The organism is Ensifer sp. LBL (genome assembly GCF_050435225.1).
GTDB lineage: Bacteria > Pseudomonadota > Alphaproteobacteria > Rhizobiales > Rhizobiaceae > Ensifer.
Window position 1 is genome coordinate 420,699 of the sequence record NZ_JBNDJY010000002.1, and the last position, 21,965, is coordinate 442,663.

Here is a 21,965-nt window from a genome sequence, read left to right on the forward strand (position 1 = left end):
GAGTGGAGGCCATTTCAACCCTTGACCGCGCCGGCCGTCAGGCCGGAGACGATATGTTTCTGGAATATCAGCGCGAGAATGATCAGCGGCACCGTGACGATGGTCGAGGCGGCCATGATCGCCCCATAGGGGAATTCGTAGCGGCTCGACCCGGAGATCAGCGCGATCGCCACCGGCACGGTGCGGTTCTCGTCGGTGAGGATGAAGGTCAGCGCGAACATGAACTCGTTCCACGACGCGATGAAGGCAAGCAGCCCGGTCGAGATGAGCGCCGGCCCCATCATCGGCAGGAAGATGCACCTGACGATACGCAGCGGCGAGCAGCCGTCCATGATCGCCGCCTCCTCGATCTGCTTCGGCAGGTCGCGCATGAAGGTCGTCAGCACCCAGATGTTGAAGGGCAGCGTGAAGATCATATAGGCGAAGATCAGCGAGCCGATCGTATTGTAGAGCCCGAGCCAGCGGATCATCTCGAACAGGCCGGAGAGCAGCGCGATCTGCGGGAACATCGATACCGCGAGCACCAGCAGCATGATCGGCGAGCGGCCGCGGAAATCGATGCGGCCGAGCGCATAGGCCGCGCCGACAGCCAGCAGCAACGACAGTGCCACGACCGAGAAGGCGACGATCAACGAATTGAGCAGCGAACGCAGGAACACGCCGTCCGATAGGATCGCCGCGTAGTTGTTGAACTTCAGGTCGGGCAAGAAGGTGACGTCGAAGATCGCCTGGCCCGACTTCATCGACGAGGCGATCATCCAGTAGAACGGAAACAGCGTGTAGAGCGCGACGATGCCGAAGAGGGAGTAGATCGCGATCTTATGCAGGCGTTTGCCGGTGTTGCTCCTGACCATGTCAAACTCCCATGAGGCGGCGATCGAGACGGAAGACGGTGACGTAGATGGCGGTCACCAGCGCGATCATCAGAAAGACGGCGGTGCTGGCGGCCGAGCCGACACCCATGTCCTGGAAATTGACGAGCACTTCTCGGGCATAGATCGAGACCGTTTTGGTGTCGTCACTGTTGGAGGAGAGCACGTAGCTCAGGTCGAACATGCGCAGCGCGTCCAGCAGGCGGAAGAGCACGGCGACGGCGATGCTCGGGGCAAGCAGCGGCAGCGTCAGCGAGGTGAACTGCTTCCATGCCGGCACGCCATCGATCGAGGCGGCCTCATAGATGCCGCGCGGCAGCATCGACAGTCCCGCAAGGATCAGGAGCACCATGAAGGGCGTGGTGATCCAGACGTCGACCGCGATGATCACGGGCATCACCAGCGCCGAATTGGCAGTCCAGGCGACCCCACTTTCAATCACGCCGGCAAGCTTCAGCACGTGGTTCACGATGCCGAACTGGTCGTGCAGCATCCATTGCCACATGCGCGCGCTGACGACGACCGGGATCGACCAGGGGATCAGGATGATCGCCCGCATCATGCCGCGCCCGGCGATATGGGAATTCAGGAGCAGCGCGATCGTTAGGCCGAGCACGGTCTCGATCGACACGGAAATGACCGTGAAATAAAGCGTGTTGCGGACCGACTGCCACCAGAGCGGATCCTCGAACAGCGCATAGTAGTTGTCGAAGCCGACGTAGCTGTAGAAGTCCGGCTCGGTGAGCAGGGCGTCGGTAAAGGAAAAGAGGAAGGTGCGGCCGAGCGGCCAGAGCGCCACGCCGGTGAGGACAAGCAGGCTTGGCGCGAGAAACAGCCAGGCGGTACGAACGCGCGCCTGCCGCAGTCCTGTTGATCGTGAACCCGCCATCATGGCCTCACGCTCCCTTGGCCGAGAGCGCCATGTCGTCGGCACCGAAAATATGCGCCTTCGACGTCAGCCAGCCGACGGTGATGTCGGCATTCGGCCTGAGATCGGGTTTGCCCTGTGCCTTGACGACCAGCGACTGGCCGTTGCCAAGGCGCGCGTGAACGAGCGCCTCGCCACCGAGCGGCTCGACAAGCTGCACGGTCGCGGGCAGGCGGACGTCGCCGCCGCCGAGGATCAGGTCTTCCGGCCGGATGCCGACGCTGACCTCGCCCTCGTAGCCGAAGTGCCCAAGCCCATGGCGGGCGTCGAGCACCTCGAGGCGGCTTCCGCCCGCGTCATTGGCGAGCGTCCCGCTGAGAAAATTCATGCGCGGCGCGCCGATGAAGCTGGCGACGAACTTGTTGGCCGGGCGCTCGTAAAGCTCCATCGGCGTGCCGACCTGCGAGATACGGCCGTCCTTCAAGACGACGATGCGATCCGCCAGCGTCATCGCTTCCAGCTGGTCGTGGGTGACGTAGACGGTGGTGGCCTTGAGCTCGCGGTGAATGCGGGCGATCTCGACCCGCATCTCCATGCGCAGATCGGCATCGAGATTGGAGAGCGGCTCGTCGAACAGGAACAGCTTCTGCGAGCGCACAAGCGCACGGCCGATGGCGACGCGCTGCTGCTGGCCGCCGGATAGCTGGGCCGGCCGACGCGCGAGCAGATGTTCGATCTTGAGGAACCGGGCAACCTTCGCCACGCGCTCCTTGATTTCGCCGCCGGCGAGCCGCGCGGTTTCCAGCGCGAAACCGAGATTGCGCTCGACGCTCATGTGCGGATAGAGCGCGTAGGACTGGAACACCATGGCGATGCCGCGGCGCGCCGGCGCCGTCTCGTTCATGCGCGCGCCGCCGATCTGCAACTCGCCGTCCGAGATTTCCTCGAGCCCGGCGATCATGCGCAGCAGCGTCGACTTCCCGCATCCCGAGGGACCGACGAAGACAACGAACTCGCCTTCTGCGACCGAAAGGTTGACCTTGTCGATCACGGTCAGCGCACCGAAACGCTTGACGACATTGGTAAGGGCAATTCCACTCATTGGCGCACCGTCTGGTTGGCAGTCCTGTTTGCAAGCGCGGCCACGCCGATGGCGCAGGCCGCATCACCGAGGAGGCTCGGAACGATCGGCATGTCGCGCGCGCCGTCGGCCCAGATGAACGGCCGCGTCAGCGCAGCAAGCCGCGCATTGACCGACGGGTCGCCGCCGATGCCGCCGCCGAGGATGAGCACGGCCGGATCGAGCGTATTGACGAGCTGGCCGAGATAGGACGCGAGCGACAGAAGACCGTCGGCCACCATCTGTGCCGCCTGCGGGTCTTCCGCTTCGGCCTCAAAGAGTTGCAGCGCGCTTGCGTCCGGTCGGCCGATCAACCGGCCGTAACGCTCGCCGAGCGCCTTGCCGCTCGCAAAAAGCTCGAGGTTGTGGCGAACCGCCTGGTCCTGCCCTTCGCCCGAGAAGGCGACGAGATCGCTGCCGGAGAAATGGATCGCAAAACCGCGGGCGCCCGCATAGGGCACGCCGCCGATCACCAGCGAATGCGAAAGCCCGGTCGAGATGGTCACGTAGACGAAGGGATCGATACCGCGACCGGCGCCAATCCAGCCCTCGGCGAAGGCGGCGGCACGCACGTCGCTATCGATATGCAGCGGCCCGAAACCGCCGAGACGGCCGTGATAGTCGAGGCCGCGCCAGTCGAAGTTCCAGGCGGAAGCGGGTTCGCCCGCGCCGGTCACCAGTTCCGGCAGGCAGACGCCGAGACCTGTCGTCTCGACACCAAGCGCTTCGCCTTCATGGCGAATGGTCTCGGCAAGCGAGGCCACCAGGTCCAGCACGGCGGCACCGCCCTCCTGGCAGCGGGTCGGCTCGGTGCGCTCGGCGATCACAGCGCCGTCGGCCAGACGCACAAGGCAGGCCTTGGTCTTCGTTCCTCCGACATCGATGCCGATGGCATGCTGGCCCATCACCGCGCTCCCCATTCGCCGGCGGCGTCCGCATCGGCGTAGAGTTCGGCGCCCCGGCATTCGACGGCGATGGTCGCCGGCCAGCTCGGGTCGTAAGCGCGGGCGCTCGTCAGGCGATAGAAGGCGTGGCGTTTACCCTGACCCCAGACGATCATCGCGACGGCCTTCGACTGTTCGGCGATCGAGCCGATACCGATCGTCACCCCATGTGAAGGTACGTCGTCGATGCCTGAGAAATCCGGGAAGGTCGCGAGATTGTCGCGCCGCGTCTGCTCGGCAAGGGTGACGATGCGGGTGCGGCTGTCGCGGGCAGAGCCCGGCGGGTTGAAGGCGATGTGTCCATCGCCGGCGCCGGAGGCAAGCAGGAAGAGATCGATACCGCCAGCGGCGGCGATGCGCTGATCGTAGCCGCCAGGTGCCGCAATATCCGGCAGCCAGAAGTTCTCGGACGGAATGCGGAAGTTTTCCGGCAGCGCCGCATTGATGCGGCCGACGATCTCACGTTCCCCGAAGCCGCGGCAGGAGTAATGCGCCTCAGCCGGCGGCGGAGCGAAACTGCCACCTTCTGCGGGACGGAGATACTCGTCCATCATGACGATGATCAGCCGCGCGCAATCGACGGGGTCGCCAGCAAGACGGCGTCCGAGCGCCTCATAGACCGGCAACGGACTGCGGCCGCCGGGGCAACCGAGAACGTAGTTGCGGCCTGCAGCACTCGCTTCCCGGATACCGGCAATGATCCGGTCCGCAAGACGCTCGCCGATGGCCGCCGGCGTATCGTGGATCTCGACCTTCATGCGCCGGCCCCGTTCGCGAGGAGCTTCGAGACGAAGTCAAAGTTGCGTCGGGCGATCGTTTCCGGCGTATCGGGATGGTTCAGCGCCAGATCCTGCTCGACCACCAGCGGACCGTCGTAACCGGTCTCCCGCAGCGCTGACACGAAGGCGGCGATATCGACGACGCCACGGTCGAGATCGGTCATGATGCCCTCTTCAAAGGCACGATCCGAATGGATGCCTTCGGAAAGCACGCGCTCGCGGAAGGCGCCGTCGACGTTCTTCAGATGCACCGAGTTGATGCGTTCGCGGTGGCGCCGATAAAACGCGATCGGATCGGCCTTCCAATAGGCGTGATGGCCGGTATCGAGGCAGAGCCCGACGAGATCGGGATCGGTGTCGGCAAGCAGCCGCTCGATCTGGTCCTCACGCTCGACGCAGGTGCCGACATGCGGGTGGAAACTGAACTGCAGGCCGTGGCTGCGGGCGATCGCCGCCGCCCGGTCCGTCTGGTCGATCATCGCGCGCCAGCCGGCCTCGTCGACAACGCCCATGCGGTCTTTCGGGTAAAATTCTGACTCGTCCATCAGGATGAAATGCGTGCCACCGATTTCAGAAAGCAGCTTGCAGATCGCCTGCGCCTTTTCCTCAAGCACCGGCCAGGTGGATGCATCGGCAAGCGTGTGCACATGGGCGGCCGCGACGACCTTTAAGTCGCGGCTTGCCAGCTCGGACGAAAGCACCTTGGCGTCCGTGGAGAAGTAGCCATAGGGGCCGAGCTCGGTGTGCCGGTAGCCGGCCGCACGGATGCGGTCGAGATAATCCGTCCAGCCGAGATCATTCCCCTGGGGCCAATAGATGCCCCAGCAGCACGGTGCGATCGCAATATTCACGTTGGTTTCCTCAGATCCTGTGGTGGCGAGGTCCGTCATGCCGGACCCCGTATCGTCGAGGCGGGCTTACCAGCCCCGCGCCTTCAGCCGCTCCAGATCGCTGCTGACCTTGGCGAGTGCATCTGCAGCGCTTTCCTTGCCGCTCAGCACATTGTGCACGCCGTTGAATATCCGCTGCGACACCCGGTTGTAGGAAGCGCCGGTCACCTGCGATGGCCGCGAGGCGCTTTCGGCATAGGCCTTTTCGGCAAAGGCCAGCGACGGATTGGCGGCGAGGATGTCCTTGTCCTCGTAAAGCGCCTTCAAGGTCGGGCTATAGGCCTGAAGCGCGCGGCGCTTCTGTTCTTTCGCGCCGGTGAGGTAACGCACCAGGCTGACAGCCGCATCGACATCGTCGGCATATTTGGAAACGCCGAGCAGGCCCGCGCCGTAGCAGCCGCTCGATTTCTGGCCCTCCGCCCCGACCGGCAGCGCCATGACGCCGATCTTGCCGCGCAGCGAGGAGTCTTCAGCCTGGGTCGTGCCCCAGACATAGCTCCAGTTGCGGTGGAAGACGGAATTGCCGGCCTCAAAGACGCCGCGCGAGCCTTCCTCGTCATAGTTCAGCACGCCCTCGGGGCTGATGTTGCCGATCCAGGAACGGGCGAGATCGAGCGCCTTGACGGCCTCGGGATTGTTCGCGGTGATCGTGCCATCAGGCGAGATGAAATTGCCGCCGCCGAAGGAAGCGACCCATTCGAGCGCGTCGCAAGTGAGCCCCTCATAGGCACGGCCCTGCCAGACATAGCCCCACATGTCGGGGCTGCCGCCGGCGCGTTCCTTGTCCTGGACGAACTTCGCCGTTTCGGTCAGTTCCTGCCAGGTCTTCGGCTCGCCCTTACCGTACTTCTCGAGCAGATCCTTGCGGTAGAACATCAGGCCGGCATCGACGAACCAGGGCATCGCCAGAAGCTTGCCACCAATGGTCGCGTCGGCGAGCGAGGATTCGAAATGGGCGGAAATCTCATCGGCCGGAACCTTCTCGCGAAGGTCGACGAGATGCGGCGCCAGCGTTCCGACCCAGATGTTGTCGAGCGTCAGGACGTCGACGTCACCGGACTTGCCGGCGAGCAGCTGCTGGTAGAGCGGCAGCGCCTCGCCCCAGTTGGCGGGCATCTTGTTGATCTTGACGGTGTTGCCGGTTTCCTTGGCCCAGGCCTCGGAGGCCGACTGGCAAAGCTCGAGTTCGGCACCGGCCGAGCTGCAGAAAATCGAGACTTCGGCCGCAGCCGCCGGCATGGCGGCAAAAGCGACGCCGGCCATGGCGGCCGCCTTGAAGCACTTCATCCAACGCATTCTCGTCTCCTCCCCAGAAAACGTGTTGTTGCGATCAGCGATGATTGAGTTACTATACCGTCCGGACGGTACAGTAAAGTGAAAAATCATGAAGGCGAGCAGCAGGTGGGGAAATAGCCCGCATCCGCCTGCTTTCGAGGGGATGCGCCTGCTCAGGCGCGTTGAGGAGGATTGTGAATGGAGAGCACCAGCATGCCGATAGGCCATGGATATGCGGAGGTCGAAACGAACGCGGCGCAAAGGCGCCCCGGCGACATGATGGAATTGAAGGGGATGTTTGCGTCCCGAGCGCTCAGACTTCCGCGCCAGCTCGAACAGATCGCCCTGTTCGCGCTGGCCAAGCCCGACCTCGTGGCATTCGGCAGCGCCCGGTCGATCGCGCTCGCCTGCGCCGTCTCGCCGACGACGGTCGCCCGTTTTGCGACCGTCCTTGGTTTCGATGACTTCCGCGATCTGAAGGCGTTCTTTCAACAGCACCTGCGAAATGCGCGGATGGTCTCGTCCTCAACGTAGAACACTCACGCGGCCTGCTGCGGCAGCGGCCCGACATAGAGCGAACGCGGCCGGATAAGGCGGCCTTCCAGCGCCTGCTCGCGGGCATGGGCGATCCAGCCGACCGTGCGACCGATGGCGAACACGCCGGTGAAGGCGTCGCGCGGGAAGTGAAGCGCATCAAGCAGCAGCGCCGTATAGAACTCGACATTGACGTCGAGCGGGCGATCGGGCTTGCGCGCCTTCAGGATGACGAGCGCCGATTGTTCGACCGCTTCTGCCAGTTGAATGCGATCGCGGTTCGCCGGAGGCGCGACGATCAGTCGTTTCAGCGCGCCCTTCAGCGCATCGGCGCGGGGATCGCGAACGCGGTAGACGCGGTGGCCGAAGCCCATCAGCCGTTCGCCGTGGTCGAGCGCCTCAGAAAGCCAGGCCTCCGCATTCTCGGGCGTTCCGATCGCATCCAGCATGTCGAGTACCGGCCCGGGCGCACCGCCATGGAGCGGCCCCTTGAGAGCGCCGATGGCGGCAAGCACCGACGAGGTGAGACCGGCCTTGGTGGAGGCGACCACGCGCGAGGCGAAGGTCGAGGCGTTGAGGCCGTGGTCCGAGATCGTCACCAGATAGGCATCGAGCGCCGCCACGTCTTGGCCGCTCGGCACCTTGGCGCCGAGCATCGCGAGGATGTCGGCCGCGTGCGACAGCGCCGGCGTCGGCGCGACCGGGGCCTCGCCCCTCTTCATGCGCAGCGCCGCCGGCAGGAAGACGGCCGGCGCGGCGAGCAGACGTAAGGCCGAATCGAGATCCTCCCCATCCGGGAGCCGGGCGATGAGCGCGCGCATGATGTCGACCGGCGGCAGTTCCAGCAGCGCATCGTCGATGGCGCCGACATGGGCGAACACGTCGGCCCGCTTTTCACCCAGGCGCTTGGCAAGTTCGGTTCGGTCCGGCATCGGCCCCAGCAACCCCTCGAACAACAGCGCCACGACATCCTCGTAGCTCGCCTGGCCGGCCAGGTGATCGAGCGAGACGCCGCGGATGATCAATTGACCCGCCTCGCCGTCAACATGGGAGAGCTGCGTTTCGGCGGCAACGACGTCTTCAAGTCCGTTCTTCATCATCAAGTTTCTCCTTTACGAGGAGAATGATCCGACCTAGACCTATTGACGTCAATCTTGATGCAATTGATCAACATGAACACACTCTGGATCACCGCCGAAGAGGCACTCCTAAGGCTCGGCAGCAAGCGGCAGACGCTCTATGCCAATGTCAGCCGCGGCCGCATTCGCGCCAAGCCCGACCCTGCCGATCCGCGCCGCAGCCTCTACCAGGCCGACGATGTGCACCGGCTGGCCGAGCGCCACGCCGGCAGAAGACAGGCATCGGTCGTGGCGGCCGAGACGATCCGCTGGGGCGAACCGGTGTTGCGAACGACGATCTCCAGCATTGCCGGCGGACAGCTCTCCTATCGCGGCCGCAACGCGATCGAACTTGCCGCCACGGCGACCCTGGAGGAGATTGCCGCGCTGCTCTGGCAGACACCGGCGGCGGTTGACATTCCAGCGAACGATCCCGGCAGCGGCCAATCGCGGCTTGCAACGACCTTTACGCTTCTTGCCGGGCGCATCGAAGCCGACCTGCCGGCACTCGGACGCAGGCACGCCATCCTGAAGGCCGAGGCCGCCGAGGTACTCGCGACCGTTGCCACCGGCCTCGCGCCATCGCGGGAAAACGGGCTGCTGCACGACCGCCTGGCGCAGGGCTGGGGGCGGCCGGAAGCGGCGGAACCGATCCGCCGATGCCTGGTGCTGACGGCGGAACACGAACTCAACGTCTCCGCCTTTGCGGCGCGGGTCACCGCGTCCTCCGGTGCAGCACTTTCTGCCGCCACGCTTTCGGGTCTTGCCACCCTCACCGGCCCCAGGCACGGCGGCGCCTGGCTGAGTGTCACGCGACTTGCCGAACAGGCGGCCGTGGGTGGGGTGCGCGAGGCGATCCGTACCATGCTGTCTTCGGATGGCGTGGTCCGGGCTTTCGGCCACAGGCTCTATCCGGACGGCGACCCGCGCGCGAAGGCGATCATGTCGAGCTTCGACGTGCCGCCGCTCTATGCCGCGCTGGCCGAAGCCGGCGAAGAACTGCTCGGAGAGCCGGCCAATCTCGATTTCTCGCTGGCCGCACTCGCGGCCGCCTATGCGCTGCCCGACGACGCGCCGATGGTGATCTTCGCCCTCGCGCGCACCGTCGGCTGGCTCGCACACGCGATGGAACAGGTCGTCAGCGGCGATCTGATCCGGCCGCGCGCCCATTATGCGGGATCGTAGCTCCTTCTCCGCGCTCGCGACCCCAAGGCTCGACTGACTAGAAAAGGCGCAGGCTGACTGCCGCAAAAGGGCCACAATACACGCTCCGGAAAAGAATAACGGCCAGGCGGTAGCAAATCTTCCTTCATTAAATAATGTTAATGAAGCGGCTTCCCGGAGATGTTTACCGAAATATTACGCGTTATTAACATGACGGCGGCGCATGGAAGTAATACCTTCATTTCGAGGCTGAATATTGCCGGCGACCGCTTCGGCCGTGACGCGACAATAGGAGACAGCCTCGAATGGAAGCGCACAGCGCTTCCTTCAATTCAGGAGATGCAGTCATGCGCTCGCCCTTCAAGACCACCACCATCGCAACCGTCGCCCTCGTCCTTCTGAGCGGCGCCGCCTTTGCCGCCGATCATCACGATTTCGGCCGCGACAACGAAAAGGGTGCCTATACCGGCGATTACTACCAGGGCATTTTCACCCAGGACGACATGTCCACCCCGGCCATGCCGGTCTACCGGACACCGACCCACATGGCATCGACGCGGCTCGATCATGTCCTGCATGAACTCCGGGTCGACAATCACCGCATCAACGTCGATCGCGAACAGGGAAAGCTGACGGCAGCAAACTACACGAAGCTTGAACGCGAGGACGGCGCCGTGCGCGCCGAAGCGATCAACACCGCCGCCGCCCATCACGGGATGCTGCCGGACAAGTCCTATGCCCGGCTTCAGGGTGACGTTCATCACCTCAACCGTGACATCGCCCGCATGGCTTGACCGACACGTTGAGGCTCACCCGGTCTTCGGGTGAGCCGTAGCCGATGGCGCCGGGCCCTTTCCAGGGTCCGGTCCTTCGGCACCAAGACGCCCCTTAATCCGAAGCCGGCCGACGCCGCGCCGCAGACCCGACCTGCCTCGGGCTGCGCCCGACCACGTTTGTCCGGCAAACAGGCAGCGAAAGGAACAGGATCATGTCAAACATTCTCACGAGGTATAGAGCTGCCGCCCTCCTCGGCGCAGCCGTCATCATTGCGCCCCTGTCCGTGGCAGCCTTCTCAGGCCATGACGTGGCCGCCGCCGCGGCCGGCCCGGCCGTTGCAGTCCCGACCGCATCTGGCGGATCCTTCGCGCCGATCGTATCGGCCGACAAGCCCGCAGTCGTCACGGTCACGACCGTGATCAAGGCCGACAACACCGGTGCGGGCGAACCTTCGCAACAGGGCGGAAACTCGCCCTTCGACGAACAATTCCGCCAGTTCTTCCACGACCAGGGCATCCCAATGCCGGACCAGGCGCCCGAGCAGCGCCAACCGCAACGGGCCGAAGCGCTCGGCTCCGGTTTCATCGTGACCGCGGACGGCTACGTCGTCACCAACAACCATGTCATCGACAAGGCCTCGAGCATCATGGTGACGCTCGACGACGGCACGCAGATACCCGCCAAGCTTGTCGGCGCCGACCCGAAAAACGACCTGGCGGTCCTGAAAATCGCGGCGCCGAAGCCGCTGGCAACAGTTGCCTGGGGCGATTCCGACACCTTGCGGGTCGGCGACCAGGTGCTGGCGATCGGCAACCCGTTCGGCATCGGCACGACGGTGACGTCGGGGATCGTCTCGGCACGCGGCCGCGACCTGCACAGCGGCCCCTATGACGATTTCATCCAGATCGACGCCCCGATCAACCACGGCAATTCCGGCGGACCGCTGGTCGACGCAAAGGGCCAGGTGGTCGGCATCAACACGGCGATCTATTCGCCGAACGGCGGTAGCGTCGGCGTCGGCTTCGCCATCCCGTCAGACCAGGCGCAGAAGGTCGTCACTGAATTGATGAAGGATGGTTCGATCCAGCACGGCTTTATCGGCGTGCAGATACAGCCGGTCACGGCTGATATCGCCGACGCCATCGGCCTTGCCCAGCCCGAGGGCGCACTCGTTGCCGGCGTCAACGGCGGAACGCCTGCCGCCAAGGCCGGCATCAAGGCCGGCGACGTCATCACCGCGCTTGGCGGCAACCCGGTGAAGTCGCCGCGTGACCTGTCACGCATGGTCGCCGACCTCTCGCCCGGCACCTCGAAGAACGTAAGTGTATGGCGGACCGGCAAGACGAAGGACGTTCCGATCACGATCGGCGACAATGCCGCAGATCAGCAGTAACGGTCGCAAGCGCGTCACCGTACACCTTGCATCCCTCAAGCCCGGCCGCATCGCGGCCGGGCATCGCCATGGCAGCAGTCAGGCGGCAAGCGAACCGGCCCGGTTCTGCTCGCGCCAGGCGACGGGGCTCAAGGCGGTGACGCGGCGGAATTCGCGGTTGAAATTCGATTTCGTCTGAAAACCGGATTCAAGCATGGCCGCAGTCACCGACATATCGGTCTCGCGCAACAGCCGGCAGGCCTCTGCAATCCTGATCTCGTTGATGTATTGCGAGACGTTCTTGCCCGCCAGCCGGTTGACGGCGGCCGATATCTGCCGCGCGGGCAGCCCCGCGCGGCGCGCCAATCGCGACAGGGTGAGGTTTTCGTCGCGGGCCAGTTTCTGGCCGACGAGTAGGCGCTCGATCCTGTCGAGGATTTCGCGATCCTGCGGCGTTGCAACCGGATCCTCTTCGGCGACCGCGCCGGCGGCCGGAAGCGCGCGCGCACGGTCCGCGACCACGGCTGTCAGCCCGATGAAGAGCAGGCCCAGCAAGTTCGCGTTGCTGACGATAAGGCCGATGTTCGCGCCCTTCGTCCATTCGAAATCCAGAAGGATCGCAAGATCGAAAAGCGCCGACAGGCAGAGCGAGAACGCGGCAATGAACAGGGCGCGGTGCGCCGCGGTGGCGCCTTCGAAACGCGCTTCGTCCAGCGCATCCGTGCCGACGCGCGCCAGGTTCAGGAGCGCCAGCGCATATCCGACATATTCGACGATCAAGGCGAAATCGATGTAGCGCGGCGCAAACAGTACGAGCACGAGCATGCCGATCGTCGGCGCCGCGTGGACCCATCCCGCCGCAGCAGCGCTGCGCTCGTCTTTGCGGATCAGGCTGTGGAAACTCGCAAGCACCAGCGGCGGCACGCCGCTCGCCAGCACCGGCAGTGCGAATTTCAGCGCCGCGAGGTCATAGCCCCAACGCAGCCCGACGATCACAGACTGGAGCGCGCACAGCGTCAACAGGGCATAGAACGGCCGGTTCCGCCGCGCCGGCTCGTCGCCATGCAGCACGAAGGCAAGCAGGACGAGAAGCAGCAAGGCGACGACAAACGGGAGCGGCAGGAAGATCAAGACATGTCCTTCAAAGGAAAGGCGGGCAGGCGAAAGGCGGGCAAGCATTCGATGGGCGGATCATTGCCCAGATCGCGATTCGGGACGACCTCAATCACGATCGAGGACGCGGACAAGCGGGGCGTTTGTGACGATCGGCCGTCTTTTCCAACACAGCGAGATACCCATGCCCCTCCTCCAGTTCATTCCCGCCGCCGCCTTCCTTCTGAGCCTGGCTGCCTCGGCGCAGGCCGACGACGTCGGCGTCCGCGAGATCGACGTTGCCGCACCCAAGCGGGAGCGCCAACTTGCCGTCACCGTCTGGTATCCCGCCGGAGCCGGGGGTGAGCCCGTGCTTGTCGGCGACAACCGCATCTTCAAGGGGTCGCACGCATCGAAGAACGCCCCCTTGCGCCAAGGCCGATATCCGCTGGTGGTTCTGTCCCATGGGTCGGGCGGCCGTGTCGAAGCCATGAGCTGGCTTGCAGCCGACTTGGCGAAAGCGGGTTTCATCGTCGCGGGCCCCAACCATCCCGGCACCACCAGCGGCGACTCGACGCCCTCCAACACGCCGAAGCTTTGGGAACGGACGGCCGACCTCTCGGCATTGATCGACACATTCACCCGGGATCCGCAATGGAGCGCTGCAATCGACCCCGAGCGGATCGCCGTCCTCGGGTTCTCTCTCGGCGGCTCGACCGCCATGGAGATTTCAGGGGCAAGGGCCAGTCTCGATGCCTATGCCCGCTACTGCGACAGCTACAAAAAATGGGACTGCGCCTGGTTTGTCGGCGGCAGGGGCTATGTCGATGATGCGCCGGTCGATGTCGACAAGCTCGATCTGCGCACCATCGACAAGGCGCGTTTCGAGCAGTCGAACCTCGACGGGCGCCTTAAGGCTGCAGTGCTCGTCGACCCAGGTCTTGCCCAGGCCTATGTGGAAGACAGCCTCAAGGCGATCGCGATCCCGATGCATTTCATCAATCTCGGCAGCAAGGAGACGATCCCGCTTGCCGTCGCCTCCGAGCCGCTGGCGGCGCTGACGCCGAAGGGCTCCTATGCCGCGGTCGCCGGAGCGGACCACTTCAGCTTCCTGCCGATATGCAAGGACGGCGCCGCCGAACTGCTTGAGACGTTAGGCGAAGTCGATCCGATCTGCGGCACAACGGAAAGGCCGCGCGCCGATATTCATGCCGAGATCAGCAGACTGACCCGCGAGGCCCTGCAGAAAACACTGGCGCATCGATAGCATTGTCATCGTGCCGCAGGGTGGTGACACATATGCCGCCCTGCGCTCGGTCTGTTCGATTTCGGTCTTGCCCCGGAGAGATGGCATCGTGCGAGGAGACAAGAAGCTGCCATCGCTCTGGTCCGCTGCTAGCGCTGAAACGTGAGGTGGACAGTCCCACTCTCGGCCGTTTCTGCCTTGACTGTATAGCCGGCCTCCAACCCGCGCAGATCGTCCCAAAGACGGATACCCCGCCCGAGCAGGATGGGTGTGATCGCCACATGCAGGCGATCGACAAGGCCGGCCTTGAGATAGGCGCGCACGACCGTGGGGCCGCCGCCAATACGGACATCCTTACCGTCAGCGGCGCTCGTCGCCTGCCGGAGTGCATCGGCAAGGGACGTGTTCAGAAAATGAAATGTGGTGCCTCCGGTCATCTCGATCGGAGGCCGCGGCTTGTGCGAGAGCACGAAGACCGGCACGCGAAACGGAGGTTCTTCGCCCCACCAGCCGCGCCAGTCGGGATCGTTTGGGTGCGCGTGAAATCCAAACATGCCGGCGCCCATAATCTCAGCACCGATGTTTGAGAAGTATGACTGCGCATATTGCTCATCGACGCCGGTGGTGCCTGCTCCGGACGTGTCCTTGAACACGCGCTCCCGCATCGTTCGGGTCGCAGCATAGGCGGCAACCAGACGCGGCCAGTCAGCGCCAAACGGATTGTCCGGGGTCTGATCTGTGGTTGTCGCGAAACCGTCCAGGGAAATGTTGAGATCGACACGAACTGACATTGGCCTCTCCTAATAGTAAGGTAGATGCCTTATTAATTCCACCCGAATACAAAGGCAAGTACCTTATTATCATTGACGCGCGTGCGCGGTCCGCTTTAGTGTGGCGCATGCCCTATCATTCGACCCCACTCGACCTTGCCTTTCATGCTCTCAGCGATCCGACGCGCCGCGCCGTGGTGTCACGGCTTGCGGAAGGGGAAATGCCCGTGAGCGTCCTTGCCGAGCCCTTCGACATGGCGCTGCCCTCGTTCGCCCAGCACCTCAAGGTGCTTGAAGATTGCGGACTTATCGCCAGCGAGAAGCGTGGCCGCAGCCGCTGGTGTCGGTTGGAGCGGGGCCGCTTCGAAGAGGCGGCGAACTGGATGGAAGCGGAGCGAAGACGCTGGGCCGAACGGCTCGACCGATTGGAAGCCTATCTGGACAAGACGTAAGGGAACGGCAATGAAAACGCTTTTTGAGACCTGGTCGCCCGACCGCGAGATCGTTTTGGTCAAGGTGCTGAAGCACCCGCGCCAGAAGGTTTTCGCCGCTTGGATGGACCCGCAAGCGCTGGCACAATGGTATGGCCCGGCTGGCTTCAGCATCGAGAACCATGAGGCTGACATCCGTGAGGGCGGGGTATGGCGCTTCGACATGGTGGGCGAGTTCGATGGTCGGCAGCAGCGCTTCGCCAGTCTGATGCGCTTCCTGAAGATCGTGCCCAACGAATTGATCGTGGTGGACTATGGCACTACGGAGCCCGACGACCCCGATCGCTTTTACATGACGATTACTTTCGATGAACAGGCCGACGGCAAGACCGTGCTGACCCTGCGCCAGCTTCACCCAAGTCGCGAGCGCCGCCAAGCGGTCATCGACTTCGGCGCGGTGGAGTACGGGCTGCAGACGCTTGACAGTCTGGCCGCCTGGCTCGATGGCTGAACGCGGCCCGCCTGGACGTTGGTCGCCGGCACCATGATTGACCGCATTCAGGGTTCAGAGCCACGTCCGAGCTTGCCACCGACGGCGAAGGCGTCGCCGCTCGGCCCGATCAAGTGACGGATCTGCGCGGCACCTATGGCCGAAGGAAGTCGAGCAGCGCCGCGTTGAAGGCCTTTGCCGACTCGATATTGACGATATGCCGACCAGGCAGCGACAGGTGGCGGCCTCGTTGCACCCGGGCGGCGATATATTCGAGGTCCGCCGGCGGGCATACCGGATCCGTGTTGCCGGAGATGGCGAGCAACGGATTGGCGATCTCCGCGATCTCCTCCCGCAGGTCCGCGCCCGCGAGCGCGGTGCAGCCACCGATATAGCCATCCGTCGAGGTGGCGGCAAAGGCGCCGAGAATGCGACCGACGGCTTCCGGGTGGCTCGCCGCAAATTGCGGACTGAACCAGCGTTCGGCCGTGGCTGCGGCGAGCCCTGCGAGACCGTCCGCCCGGACGCTGTCGACGCGCGCGGCCCAACTCTCGGGCGTCCCGATGCGCGCCGCCGTGGCACAGAGCACGATCTTGTCGAACCGTTTGCCGGCGTGGATACCGAGCCATTGTCCGGTCAGGCCGCCGATCGACAGGCCGCAGAAATGTGTCCGCTCGATCCCGAGGCCATCCATGAGCGCGAGCACATCCTGGCCGAGGTCGGAGAGCGCATAGGGCGGCGGCGGCGCCGAGGAGCGGCCATGGCCGCGGCGATCATAGCGCAGCACGCGGAAATGCGGCGACAGATCAGCGATCTGCGCATCCCACATGGAGAGGTCCGTGCCGAGCGAATTGCAGAAGAGCAGCCAGGGCGCATTGCCGCTCTGGTCGCCGTCGATGCGGTAGTGAAGCCGATGGCTGGGCAGGTCGAGATAGGCCATGAAAAGAGAAGCTCCGATCGGGAAAGCCGCCAGCGAGGGCGGCTTTGTCGTTCTTGGCGCAACACCGCGCCTCAGGTGGTACGCGCGCTGCAATAGGTAGATATCGCCAGCGCGCGCTCAAGGGGTGGCAACCGGGCCTTTCGTGGCCCGGCCCTCTCGCCTCGATCTATGCGGGCGCCAGACGTGCGATCTCGACACGGCGGGCATTGCTGACCGCGAAGACCAGCATGGCGACGGCCGAGATCGCCGCCGGGATGGCGAAGATCGCGAAGTTCTGCTGCAGCGGAAGCTCCTGCGCCAGAAGCACGCCGCCAAGCGTCGGCCCGACGATCGCGCCGATGCGGCCAACGCCGGAGGCCCAGCCGAGCCCGGTGGAACGCACCGAGAGATTGTAGAGCTGCGCCACGCTGGCATAGAGCAGGATCTGCGTGCCGATCGTAGTGGCTCCGGCAACAAAGACCATCAGGAACAGGACGCCTGTCGGCGGATTAAAGCCGATCAGCGCGATCGAGAAGGCGGCGGCAACGAAGAAACCGACTACCACCTTCGGCAAGCCGAAGCGGTCACCGAGCCAGCCGCCGGCAATCGCGCCGACCATGCCGCCGAAATTCAGCGAGAACAGGCTGAGCAGGCTTGCCTTCTCGGCATAACCGGCCTCCTGCAGCACCTTCGGCAGCCAGGACGACAGGAGATAGACGAGCAGCAGGCAGCAGAAGAAGGCGACCCAGAGCATGACGGTGCGCAGCGTCCGCTGATGGCGGAAGAGCTCCAGCACCGATGCGGAAGCACCCTTCGTTTCGGAAAAGACCAGCCTGTCGGTAACACCGAGACGCGCGTTCGGGTCGATCTTGGCGTAGATGCGCTTGGCCTCGTCCTGCTTGCCCTGACGGATGAGGAAGCCGAGCGATTCCGGCAGCTTCCAGAGGATCACGGGCAAGAGGAGCAGCGGCACGGCGGCGATGAAGAACATCGGCTTCCAGCCATAGGACGGGATGAGGCCGATGCCGAGACCGGCAGCCACCATGCCGCCGACCGAGTAGCCGGAGAACATCAGCGCCACCAGCGTGCCGCGCAGCCGCTTCGGCGCATATTCGTTCATCAAGGCGACGGCATTCGGCATCAACCCGCCGCAGCCGAGACCGGCGAAGAACCGGAAGATCTTGAACTGCTCCGGCGAATTGGCAAAGCCGGTCAGAAGCGTCGAAAGCGTAAACAGCAGGAAGCTGATGGCGATGCCTTTCTTGCGGCCGATCCGGTCAGCGAGCGGGCCGAAGATCAGCGCGCCGAACATCATGCCGAACAGCGCCCAGGCCTGCAGCGCACCAGCCTGCGGCTTGCTCAGGCCCCATTCCTTGATCAGCGTCGGCAGCACCGTGCCGGCAACGAAGACGTCGTAGCCGTCGACAATCAGCAGCAGCGCCGAAAGCGCGACCACCATCCACTGGAAGCGCCCAAGCGGGCTCCCGTCAATTGCCTCATTCACATCGATAGAGCGCATCATCTCCTCCCCAGGTGTTTGCGCGTTGAAAAAAGGTCCGTCAGCCGAGATCGCCGCCGGCAACCGGCAGCACGCTGCCGGTGATGTAGGAGGCCTCGTCCGAGGCCAGAAACAGAATGGGAGCCGCTTGCTCTTCGATGCTGCCGTAGCGTTTCATGAAGCTCGACTGCTTCACCTGGGCGACGACGTCGCCCATCCATGCCTTTTCAGCTTCGCTGTCGCCGGCCGCATTGCGCGGAATCCGGCGCGGCGGCGCTTCAGTGCCACCCGGCGCGGTGGCGACCACGCGGATGTTGCGCTCGGCAAGCTCCATCGCGAGAGATTGCGTGATGGCGTTGACGCCGCCCTTGGCAGCCGAATAGGGCACGCGGTGAATGCCGCGCGTGGCGTTCGAGGACACGTTGACGATGGTGCCGCCGCCGCGGGCGAAGAGATGCGGCAGCACGGTATGGCAACAGTAGAGCGTCGGCATCAGGGAACGGCGGATCTCCGCATCGATCTGCGCCGGTTCGAACTCGCAGAACGGGCGCATGCGGATCGCGCCGCCGACATTGTTGATCAGGATGTCGATGCCGCCGAATTTTTCGGCGGCAGAGTGCATCGCTGCGGCTGCCCCCTCCTGGGTTTCGAGATCAGTCACGAAAGCCGTCGCCCGCTCGCTGCCCGCCTCGGCCGCCACCTCAGCGACGAACTCGGCGCGATCGACAAAGAGGACCTTGCCGCCTTCAGCCACGGCGCGCAGTGCCACCGCGCGGCCGATGCCTTGCGCAGCGCCGGTGACGACAAGCACTTTGCCGGCAAACCGTCCTTCGAAACGAGCGGAGGTCATGCTGCCTCCTTCGCCGCCACGTTGGGCGTGAACTTCTCGTAGTGGAAGCTGTTGGGCCTCACGCCGGAGTCGTCGAGGTGCTTGCGCACGGCGTCCACCATCGGCGGCGGACCGCAGAGATAGACATCGACGTCGCCGCCGTTGAGCACGTCCTCCGGCATATGCTGGGTGACCCAGCCCTTGCGCGGATGGCTGGAGGCCGCGTCCGCGACAACCGTTGAGAAGGTGAAGTTGGGAAGCCGCTGCGCATAGGCCTCTATATGGTCGACCAGCACCAGATCGAGATCGCGGGTGACGCCGTAGATCAGGTGAACGGTTTGCTCACGGCTCGTCTGGGCGAGCACCTCGAGCATCGACAGGAACGGTGCGAGCCCGGTTCCGCCTGCCAGGAACAGCAGCGGACGCTGTGCCTCCCGCAGGTAGAAGCTTCCGAGCGGTCCGGTCAGTTCCAGTTTCGTGCCGACTTCGGCGCGCTCCAGCCATGTGCTCATGAGACCGCCCGGGATCTTCTTGATAAGCAAACCGAGACGGGTTTCGCCGGGCGCTGAACTGAAGGAATAGGAGCGGCTCTGGCCGCTGCCGGGCACGTCGATGTTGACATATTGACCGGGCAGGAAGGCGGGGGCTGCGTCCGCGTCCAGTTCCAGCACGATCGCTGCATCGTTGTGCGGAATGACCCGCGCCACGGTTGCCGAGAATTTCTGCTGTCCGGTCTTGCAGGCGGCAGACGTCGTCGGCACAGCGATGACGCAGTCGCTCGACGGCTTCATCTGGCAGGTCAGCACCAGCCCGCTTTCAGCCTCGTCCGATGTCAGCGCATCGTCGATGAAATCGTCGCCGAGGTCGTAGGCGCCGCTTTCGGCGCGACACTTGCAGGTGCCGCAAACCCCGTCGGAACAGTCCATCGGCAGGTTGATCTTGTTGCGGAAGGCGGCGTCGAGCACCTTCTCGTCGTCCCGGCATTCGACGAAGCGGGTGACGCCGTCCTCGAAATTCAAAGCGATCCTGTAGCTGGCCATGGTTGTTCCTCCCAGTCCTGTCTTGCCAGGCGACGGCCGTTAGATGTGGTAGACGTCGATGACCTGGCGGATGTAGTCGTTCTTCAGCACAATCTTCTTGCGCGAAATCACGAGCCCGTCGCCGCTCTCGCGCAGCGTGACGAACATGGTTCCGAAGAAGTGATCGGTGACCTTGTAGCGGTGGTTGAGCGTGTGAAAGTTGTAGCGGAAGTCCGCTTCCTCGCCGCGATCGGCCACGAGCTCGACATTGTTGACGTTGTGGCTCGTGCGCGGCTCCGGCGTCGACGCACCGGAGCGTTCGGTCTTGATGCGGAAGACGCGATCTTCCAGGCCGTCGCGGCTCGGATAATAGATCAGCGAGATCTGCGACTGCGGATCTTCGGTCAATTGATCGTCGTCGTCCCAGGCGGGCATCCAATAGCTGACATCGGGCGCGTAGCAGGTCAGCCATTCGTCCCATTGCCGGTCGTCGAGCAGGCGCGCTTCGCGGTAGAGGAAAGCGCAGGCGGTGTCGTAGGAGATCGTCATGCGACCGCTCCTTGTCTCTCTAAGGCAAGCGCTTCGCGCATCACCTTCGCCCAATATTCGTGCTGGCGGACGAAGAGGCCCTCGTCTTCGCTGCGCTCGCCGGAGAGCAAGGGTTCGATGCCCATCCGTTTGGCATTTTCGTCCGGACCGTCGATCCAGAGCGGTGCGCCGCGCGACAGATCGTTCCAGAGCGCAGTGATGCCGGCGTAACCCTGCTGGCAGGCGCGGAACTCCTCCAGATCGTCCGCCGTGCCCATGCCGGACACGTTGAAGAAGTCCTCGTACTGGCGGATGCGCAGCGCCCGGTCTTCGGCGCTCTCGCCCTTGGGTGCAAAGCAGAAGATGCTGATCTCGGTCTTGTCGACGCTGATCGGACGGGTGACGCGGATCTGCGTGCTGAACTGGTCCATCAGGAAGACGTTCGGATAGAGGCAGAGATTGCGGGTCTGGTTGACGATGAAATCCGCCTGGACCTCGCCGACGCGCGACTTGATCTCCTCGCGGGCGTGGAAGACCGGCCGGACTTCCGGGTTCATCGTGTTGGTCCAGAGCAGGATGTGGCCGTTGTCGAAACCGTAGACGCCGGCAATCGAGCGGCTCCAGCTCGAGGCATCAACCGCCTTGGTGCCCTCCTCGTTGCGCCGGCCCATGGTGGCGGCGTAGTTCCAGTGAACGGAGCTGACGTGATAGCCGTCGCAGCCGTTCTCCATCTGCAGCTTCCAGTTCCCGTCGTAGATGTAGGAAGAGTTGCCGCGTAGCACTTCGAGACCACCCGGCGCCTGGTCGACGATCTGGTCGATGATGACTTTCGTTTCGCCGAGATAGTCCTCGAGCGAGGTGACATCCGGATTGAGGCTGCCGAAGAGGAAACCGCGATAGCTCTCGAAACGGGCAACGCGCTTCAGGTCGTGCGAACCGTCTTTGGCAAACTGCGGCGGATACTGCGTCGTCTTCTCGTCCTTCACCTTCAAGAGCTTGCCGGTGTTGGAGAATGTCCAGCCGTGGAAAGGACAGGTGAAGCTGCCCTTGTTGCCGTGCTTGCGGCGGCAGAGCATGGCGCCGCGATGGGCGCAGGCATTGATGACGGCGTGAAGTTCGCCCGTCTTGTCGCGGGTGACGACAACCGGCTGCCGGCCGATCGTGGTGGTGTAATAGTCGTTGTTCTCGGGGATCTGGCTCTCATGGGCGAGATAGACCCAGTTGCTTTCGAAGATGTGCTTCATCTCCAGTTCGAAGAGGTCTTCGTTGGTGAAGATGTCGCGGCGGCACCGGAACGTGCCGGCTTCGTGATCGTCCTCGACGGCGGTGGCGAGCAGGTCGTCGAGGGCTTGGGCTTTGTCGATAACTGCGGACATGGTTCTTCTCCCGCAAACGGCTGATCCGTGCTCGGCTCTAGCGATTGCAACAAT

At 64.1% G+C, this 21,965-nt stretch carries 22 protein-coding genes and 1 pseudogene; 7 read left to right on the forward strand and 16 right to left on the reverse strand.

What is annotated here, in order from left to right; genetic code table 11:
- Positions 1-14: 14 nt before the first annotated feature.
- From OKW20_RS09170 to OKW20_RS09200, 7 genes are all read right to left on the reverse strand, one after another.
- Positions 15-854: a carbohydrate ABC transporter permease gene (locus OKW20_RS09170; RefSeq protein ID WP_052201845.1), complete on the reverse strand. Its 840-nt coding sequence runs from the start codon at positions 852-854 to the stop codon at positions 15-17.
- Position 855: 1 nt separating this feature from the next.
- On the reverse strand, positions 856-1,761 hold the full coding sequence (locus tag OKW20_RS09175) for a carbohydrate ABC transporter permease (protein WP_429172307.1): 906 nt from the start codon (positions 1,759-1,761) through the stop codon (positions 856-858).
- A gap of 7 nt (positions 1,762-1,768) precedes the next feature.
- Positions 1,769-2,842: an ABC transporter ATP-binding protein gene (locus tag OKW20_RS09180; protein WP_429171656.1), complete on the reverse strand. Its 1,074-nt coding sequence runs from the start codon at positions 2,840-2,842 to the stop codon at positions 1,769-1,771.
- Entirely contained in the window at positions 2,839-3,765 is a 927-nt protein-coding gene (locus OKW20_RS09185) for an ROK family protein (protein ID WP_429171658.1), read from the reverse strand. The genes OKW20_RS09180 and OKW20_RS09185 overlap by 4 nt, the downstream gene beginning before the upstream one ends.
- Positions 3,765-4,562, reverse strand: coding sequence for a 6-phosphogluconolactonase (locus tag OKW20_RS09190; protein ID WP_429171660.1), 798 nt, complete (start codon positions 4,560-4,562; stop codon positions 3,765-3,767). The genes OKW20_RS09185 and OKW20_RS09190 overlap by 1 nt, the downstream gene beginning before the upstream one ends.
- Positions 4,559-5,434: a sugar phosphate isomerase/epimerase family protein gene (locus OKW20_RS09195; RefSeq protein WP_429171661.1), complete on the reverse strand. Its 876-nt coding sequence runs from the start codon at positions 5,432-5,434 to the stop codon at positions 4,559-4,561. Before OKW20_RS09195 ends, OKW20_RS09190 begins: the two co-directional genes overlap by 4 nt.
- A 66-nt stretch (positions 5,435-5,500) precedes the next feature.
- Positions 5,501-6,760, reverse strand: a complete 1,260-nt coding sequence (locus tag OKW20_RS09200) for an ABC transporter substrate-binding protein (protein ID WP_429115907.1) — start codon at positions 6,758-6,760, stop codon at positions 5,501-5,503.
- A 186-nt stretch (positions 6,761-6,946) separates the two neighbouring features.
- Here OKW20_RS09200 and OKW20_RS09205 point away from each other — a divergent pair, with 186 nt between their 5' ends.
- Complete coding sequence (locus OKW20_RS09205; RefSeq protein WP_429171663.1) at positions 6,947-7,282, forward strand: MurR/RpiR family transcriptional regulator; 336 nt, start codon at positions 6,947-6,949, stop codon at positions 7,280-7,282.
- Positions 7,283-7,287: 5 nt separating this feature from the next.
- Here OKW20_RS09205 and OKW20_RS09210 read toward each other — a convergent pair whose 3' ends face one another.
- A complete protein-coding gene (locus OKW20_RS09210; RefSeq protein ID WP_429172309.1) occupies positions 7,288-8,379 on the reverse strand; it encodes a citrate synthase/methylcitrate synthase in 1,092 nt (363 codons plus the stop codon).
- A 75-nt stretch (positions 8,380-8,454) separates the two neighbouring features.
- On the opposite strand from OKW20_RS09210, the gene OKW20_RS09215 reads away from it, so the two are divergent.
- From OKW20_RS09215 to OKW20_RS09225, 3 genes and pseudogenes are all read left to right on the forward strand, one after another.
- Entirely contained in the window at positions 8,455-9,585 is a 1,131-nt protein-coding gene (locus OKW20_RS09215) for a citrate synthase (RefSeq protein WP_429171665.1), read from the forward strand.
- Positions 9,586-9,911: 326 nt separating this feature from the next.
- Positions 9,912-10,358 (forward strand): hypothetical protein, encoded by a 447-nt coding sequence (locus OKW20_RS09220; protein ID WP_429171667.1) that lies wholly within the window; start codon positions 9,912-9,914, stop codon positions 10,356-10,358.
- A gap of 194 nt (positions 10,359-10,552) precedes the next feature.
- Positions 10,553-11,731 (forward strand): annotated as a pseudogene (locus OKW20_RS09225) (Do family serine endopeptidase); the annotation flags it as partial.
- An 81-nt stretch (positions 11,732-11,812) separates the two neighbouring features.
- Here OKW20_RS09225 and OKW20_RS09230 read toward each other — a convergent pair.
- A complete protein-coding gene (locus OKW20_RS09230; RefSeq protein WP_429171669.1) occupies positions 11,813-12,844 on the reverse strand; it encodes a helix-turn-helix domain-containing protein in 1,032 nt (343 codons plus the stop codon).
- Between the two features lie 166 nt (positions 12,845-13,010).
- On the opposite strand from OKW20_RS09230, the gene OKW20_RS09235 reads away from it, so the two are divergent.
- Positions 13,011-14,072, forward strand: coding sequence for an alpha/beta hydrolase family protein (locus tag OKW20_RS09235; RefSeq protein ID WP_429171671.1), 1,062 nt, complete (start codon positions 13,011-13,013; stop codon positions 14,070-14,072).
- Positions 14,073-14,200: 128 nt separating this feature from the next.
- Here OKW20_RS09235 and OKW20_RS09240 read toward each other — a convergent pair whose 3' ends face one another.
- Positions 14,201-14,842, reverse strand: a complete 642-nt coding sequence (locus tag OKW20_RS09240; protein WP_429171672.1) for a dihydrofolate reductase family protein — start codon at positions 14,840-14,842, stop codon at positions 14,201-14,203.
- A 107-nt stretch (positions 14,843-14,949) separates the two neighbouring features.
- On the opposite strand from OKW20_RS09240, the gene OKW20_RS09245 reads away from it, so the two are divergent.
- Positions 14,950-15,273 (forward strand): ArsR/SmtB family transcription factor, encoded by a 324-nt coding sequence (locus OKW20_RS09245; protein WP_429171674.1) that lies wholly within the window; start codon positions 14,950-14,952, stop codon positions 15,271-15,273.
- A gap of 10 nt (positions 15,274-15,283) precedes the next feature.
- Positions 15,284-15,763 carry an SRPBCC family protein gene (locus tag OKW20_RS09250; RefSeq protein ID WP_429171676.1) on the forward strand — a complete coding sequence of 160 codons (480 nt, stop codon included), beginning with the start codon at positions 15,284-15,286 and terminating at the stop codon, positions 15,761-15,763.
- Positions 15,764-15,896: 133 nt separating this feature from the next.
- On the opposite strand, the gene pcaD is transcribed toward OKW20_RS09250, so the two are convergent.
- The 6 genes from pcaD to OKW20_RS09280 all read right to left on the reverse strand — a co-directional run bounded on the left by pcaD (position 15,897) and on the right by OKW20_RS09280 (position 21,911).
- On the reverse strand, positions 15,897-16,682 hold the full coding sequence (gene pcaD / locus OKW20_RS09255) for a 3-oxoadipate enol-lactonase (RefSeq protein WP_429171678.1): 786 nt from the start codon (positions 16,680-16,682) through the stop codon (positions 15,897-15,899).
- Positions 16,683-16,848: 166 nt separating this feature from the next.
- Complete coding sequence (locus tag OKW20_RS09260; RefSeq protein WP_429171680.1) at positions 16,849-18,183, reverse strand: MFS transporter; 1,335 nt, start codon at positions 18,181-18,183, stop codon at positions 16,849-16,851.
- Between the two features lie 37 nt (positions 18,184-18,220).
- Positions 18,221-19,009 (reverse strand): 1,6-dihydroxycyclohexa-2,4-diene-1-carboxylate dehydrogenase, encoded by a 789-nt coding sequence (locus tag OKW20_RS09265; protein ID WP_429171682.1) that lies wholly within the window; start codon positions 19,007-19,009, stop codon positions 18,221-18,223.
- On the reverse strand, positions 19,006-20,028 hold the full coding sequence (benC, locus tag OKW20_RS09270; protein ID WP_429171683.1) for a benzoate 1,2-dioxygenase electron transfer component BenC: 1,023 nt from the start codon (positions 20,026-20,028) through the stop codon (positions 19,006-19,008). Before benC ends, OKW20_RS09265 begins: the two co-directional genes overlap by 4 nt.
- A 39-nt stretch (positions 20,029-20,067) precedes the next feature.
- Entirely contained in the window at positions 20,068-20,556 is a 489-nt protein-coding gene (gene benB, locus OKW20_RS09275) for a benzoate 1,2-dioxygenase small subunit (protein WP_429171685.1), read from the reverse strand.
- A complete protein-coding gene (locus OKW20_RS09280) occupies positions 20,553-21,911 on the reverse strand; it encodes a Rieske 2Fe-2S domain-containing protein (RefSeq protein WP_043618709.1) in 1,359 nt (452 codons plus the stop codon). Before OKW20_RS09280 ends, benB begins: the two co-directional genes overlap by 4 nt.
- Positions 21,912-21,965 lie beyond the last annotated feature (54 nt).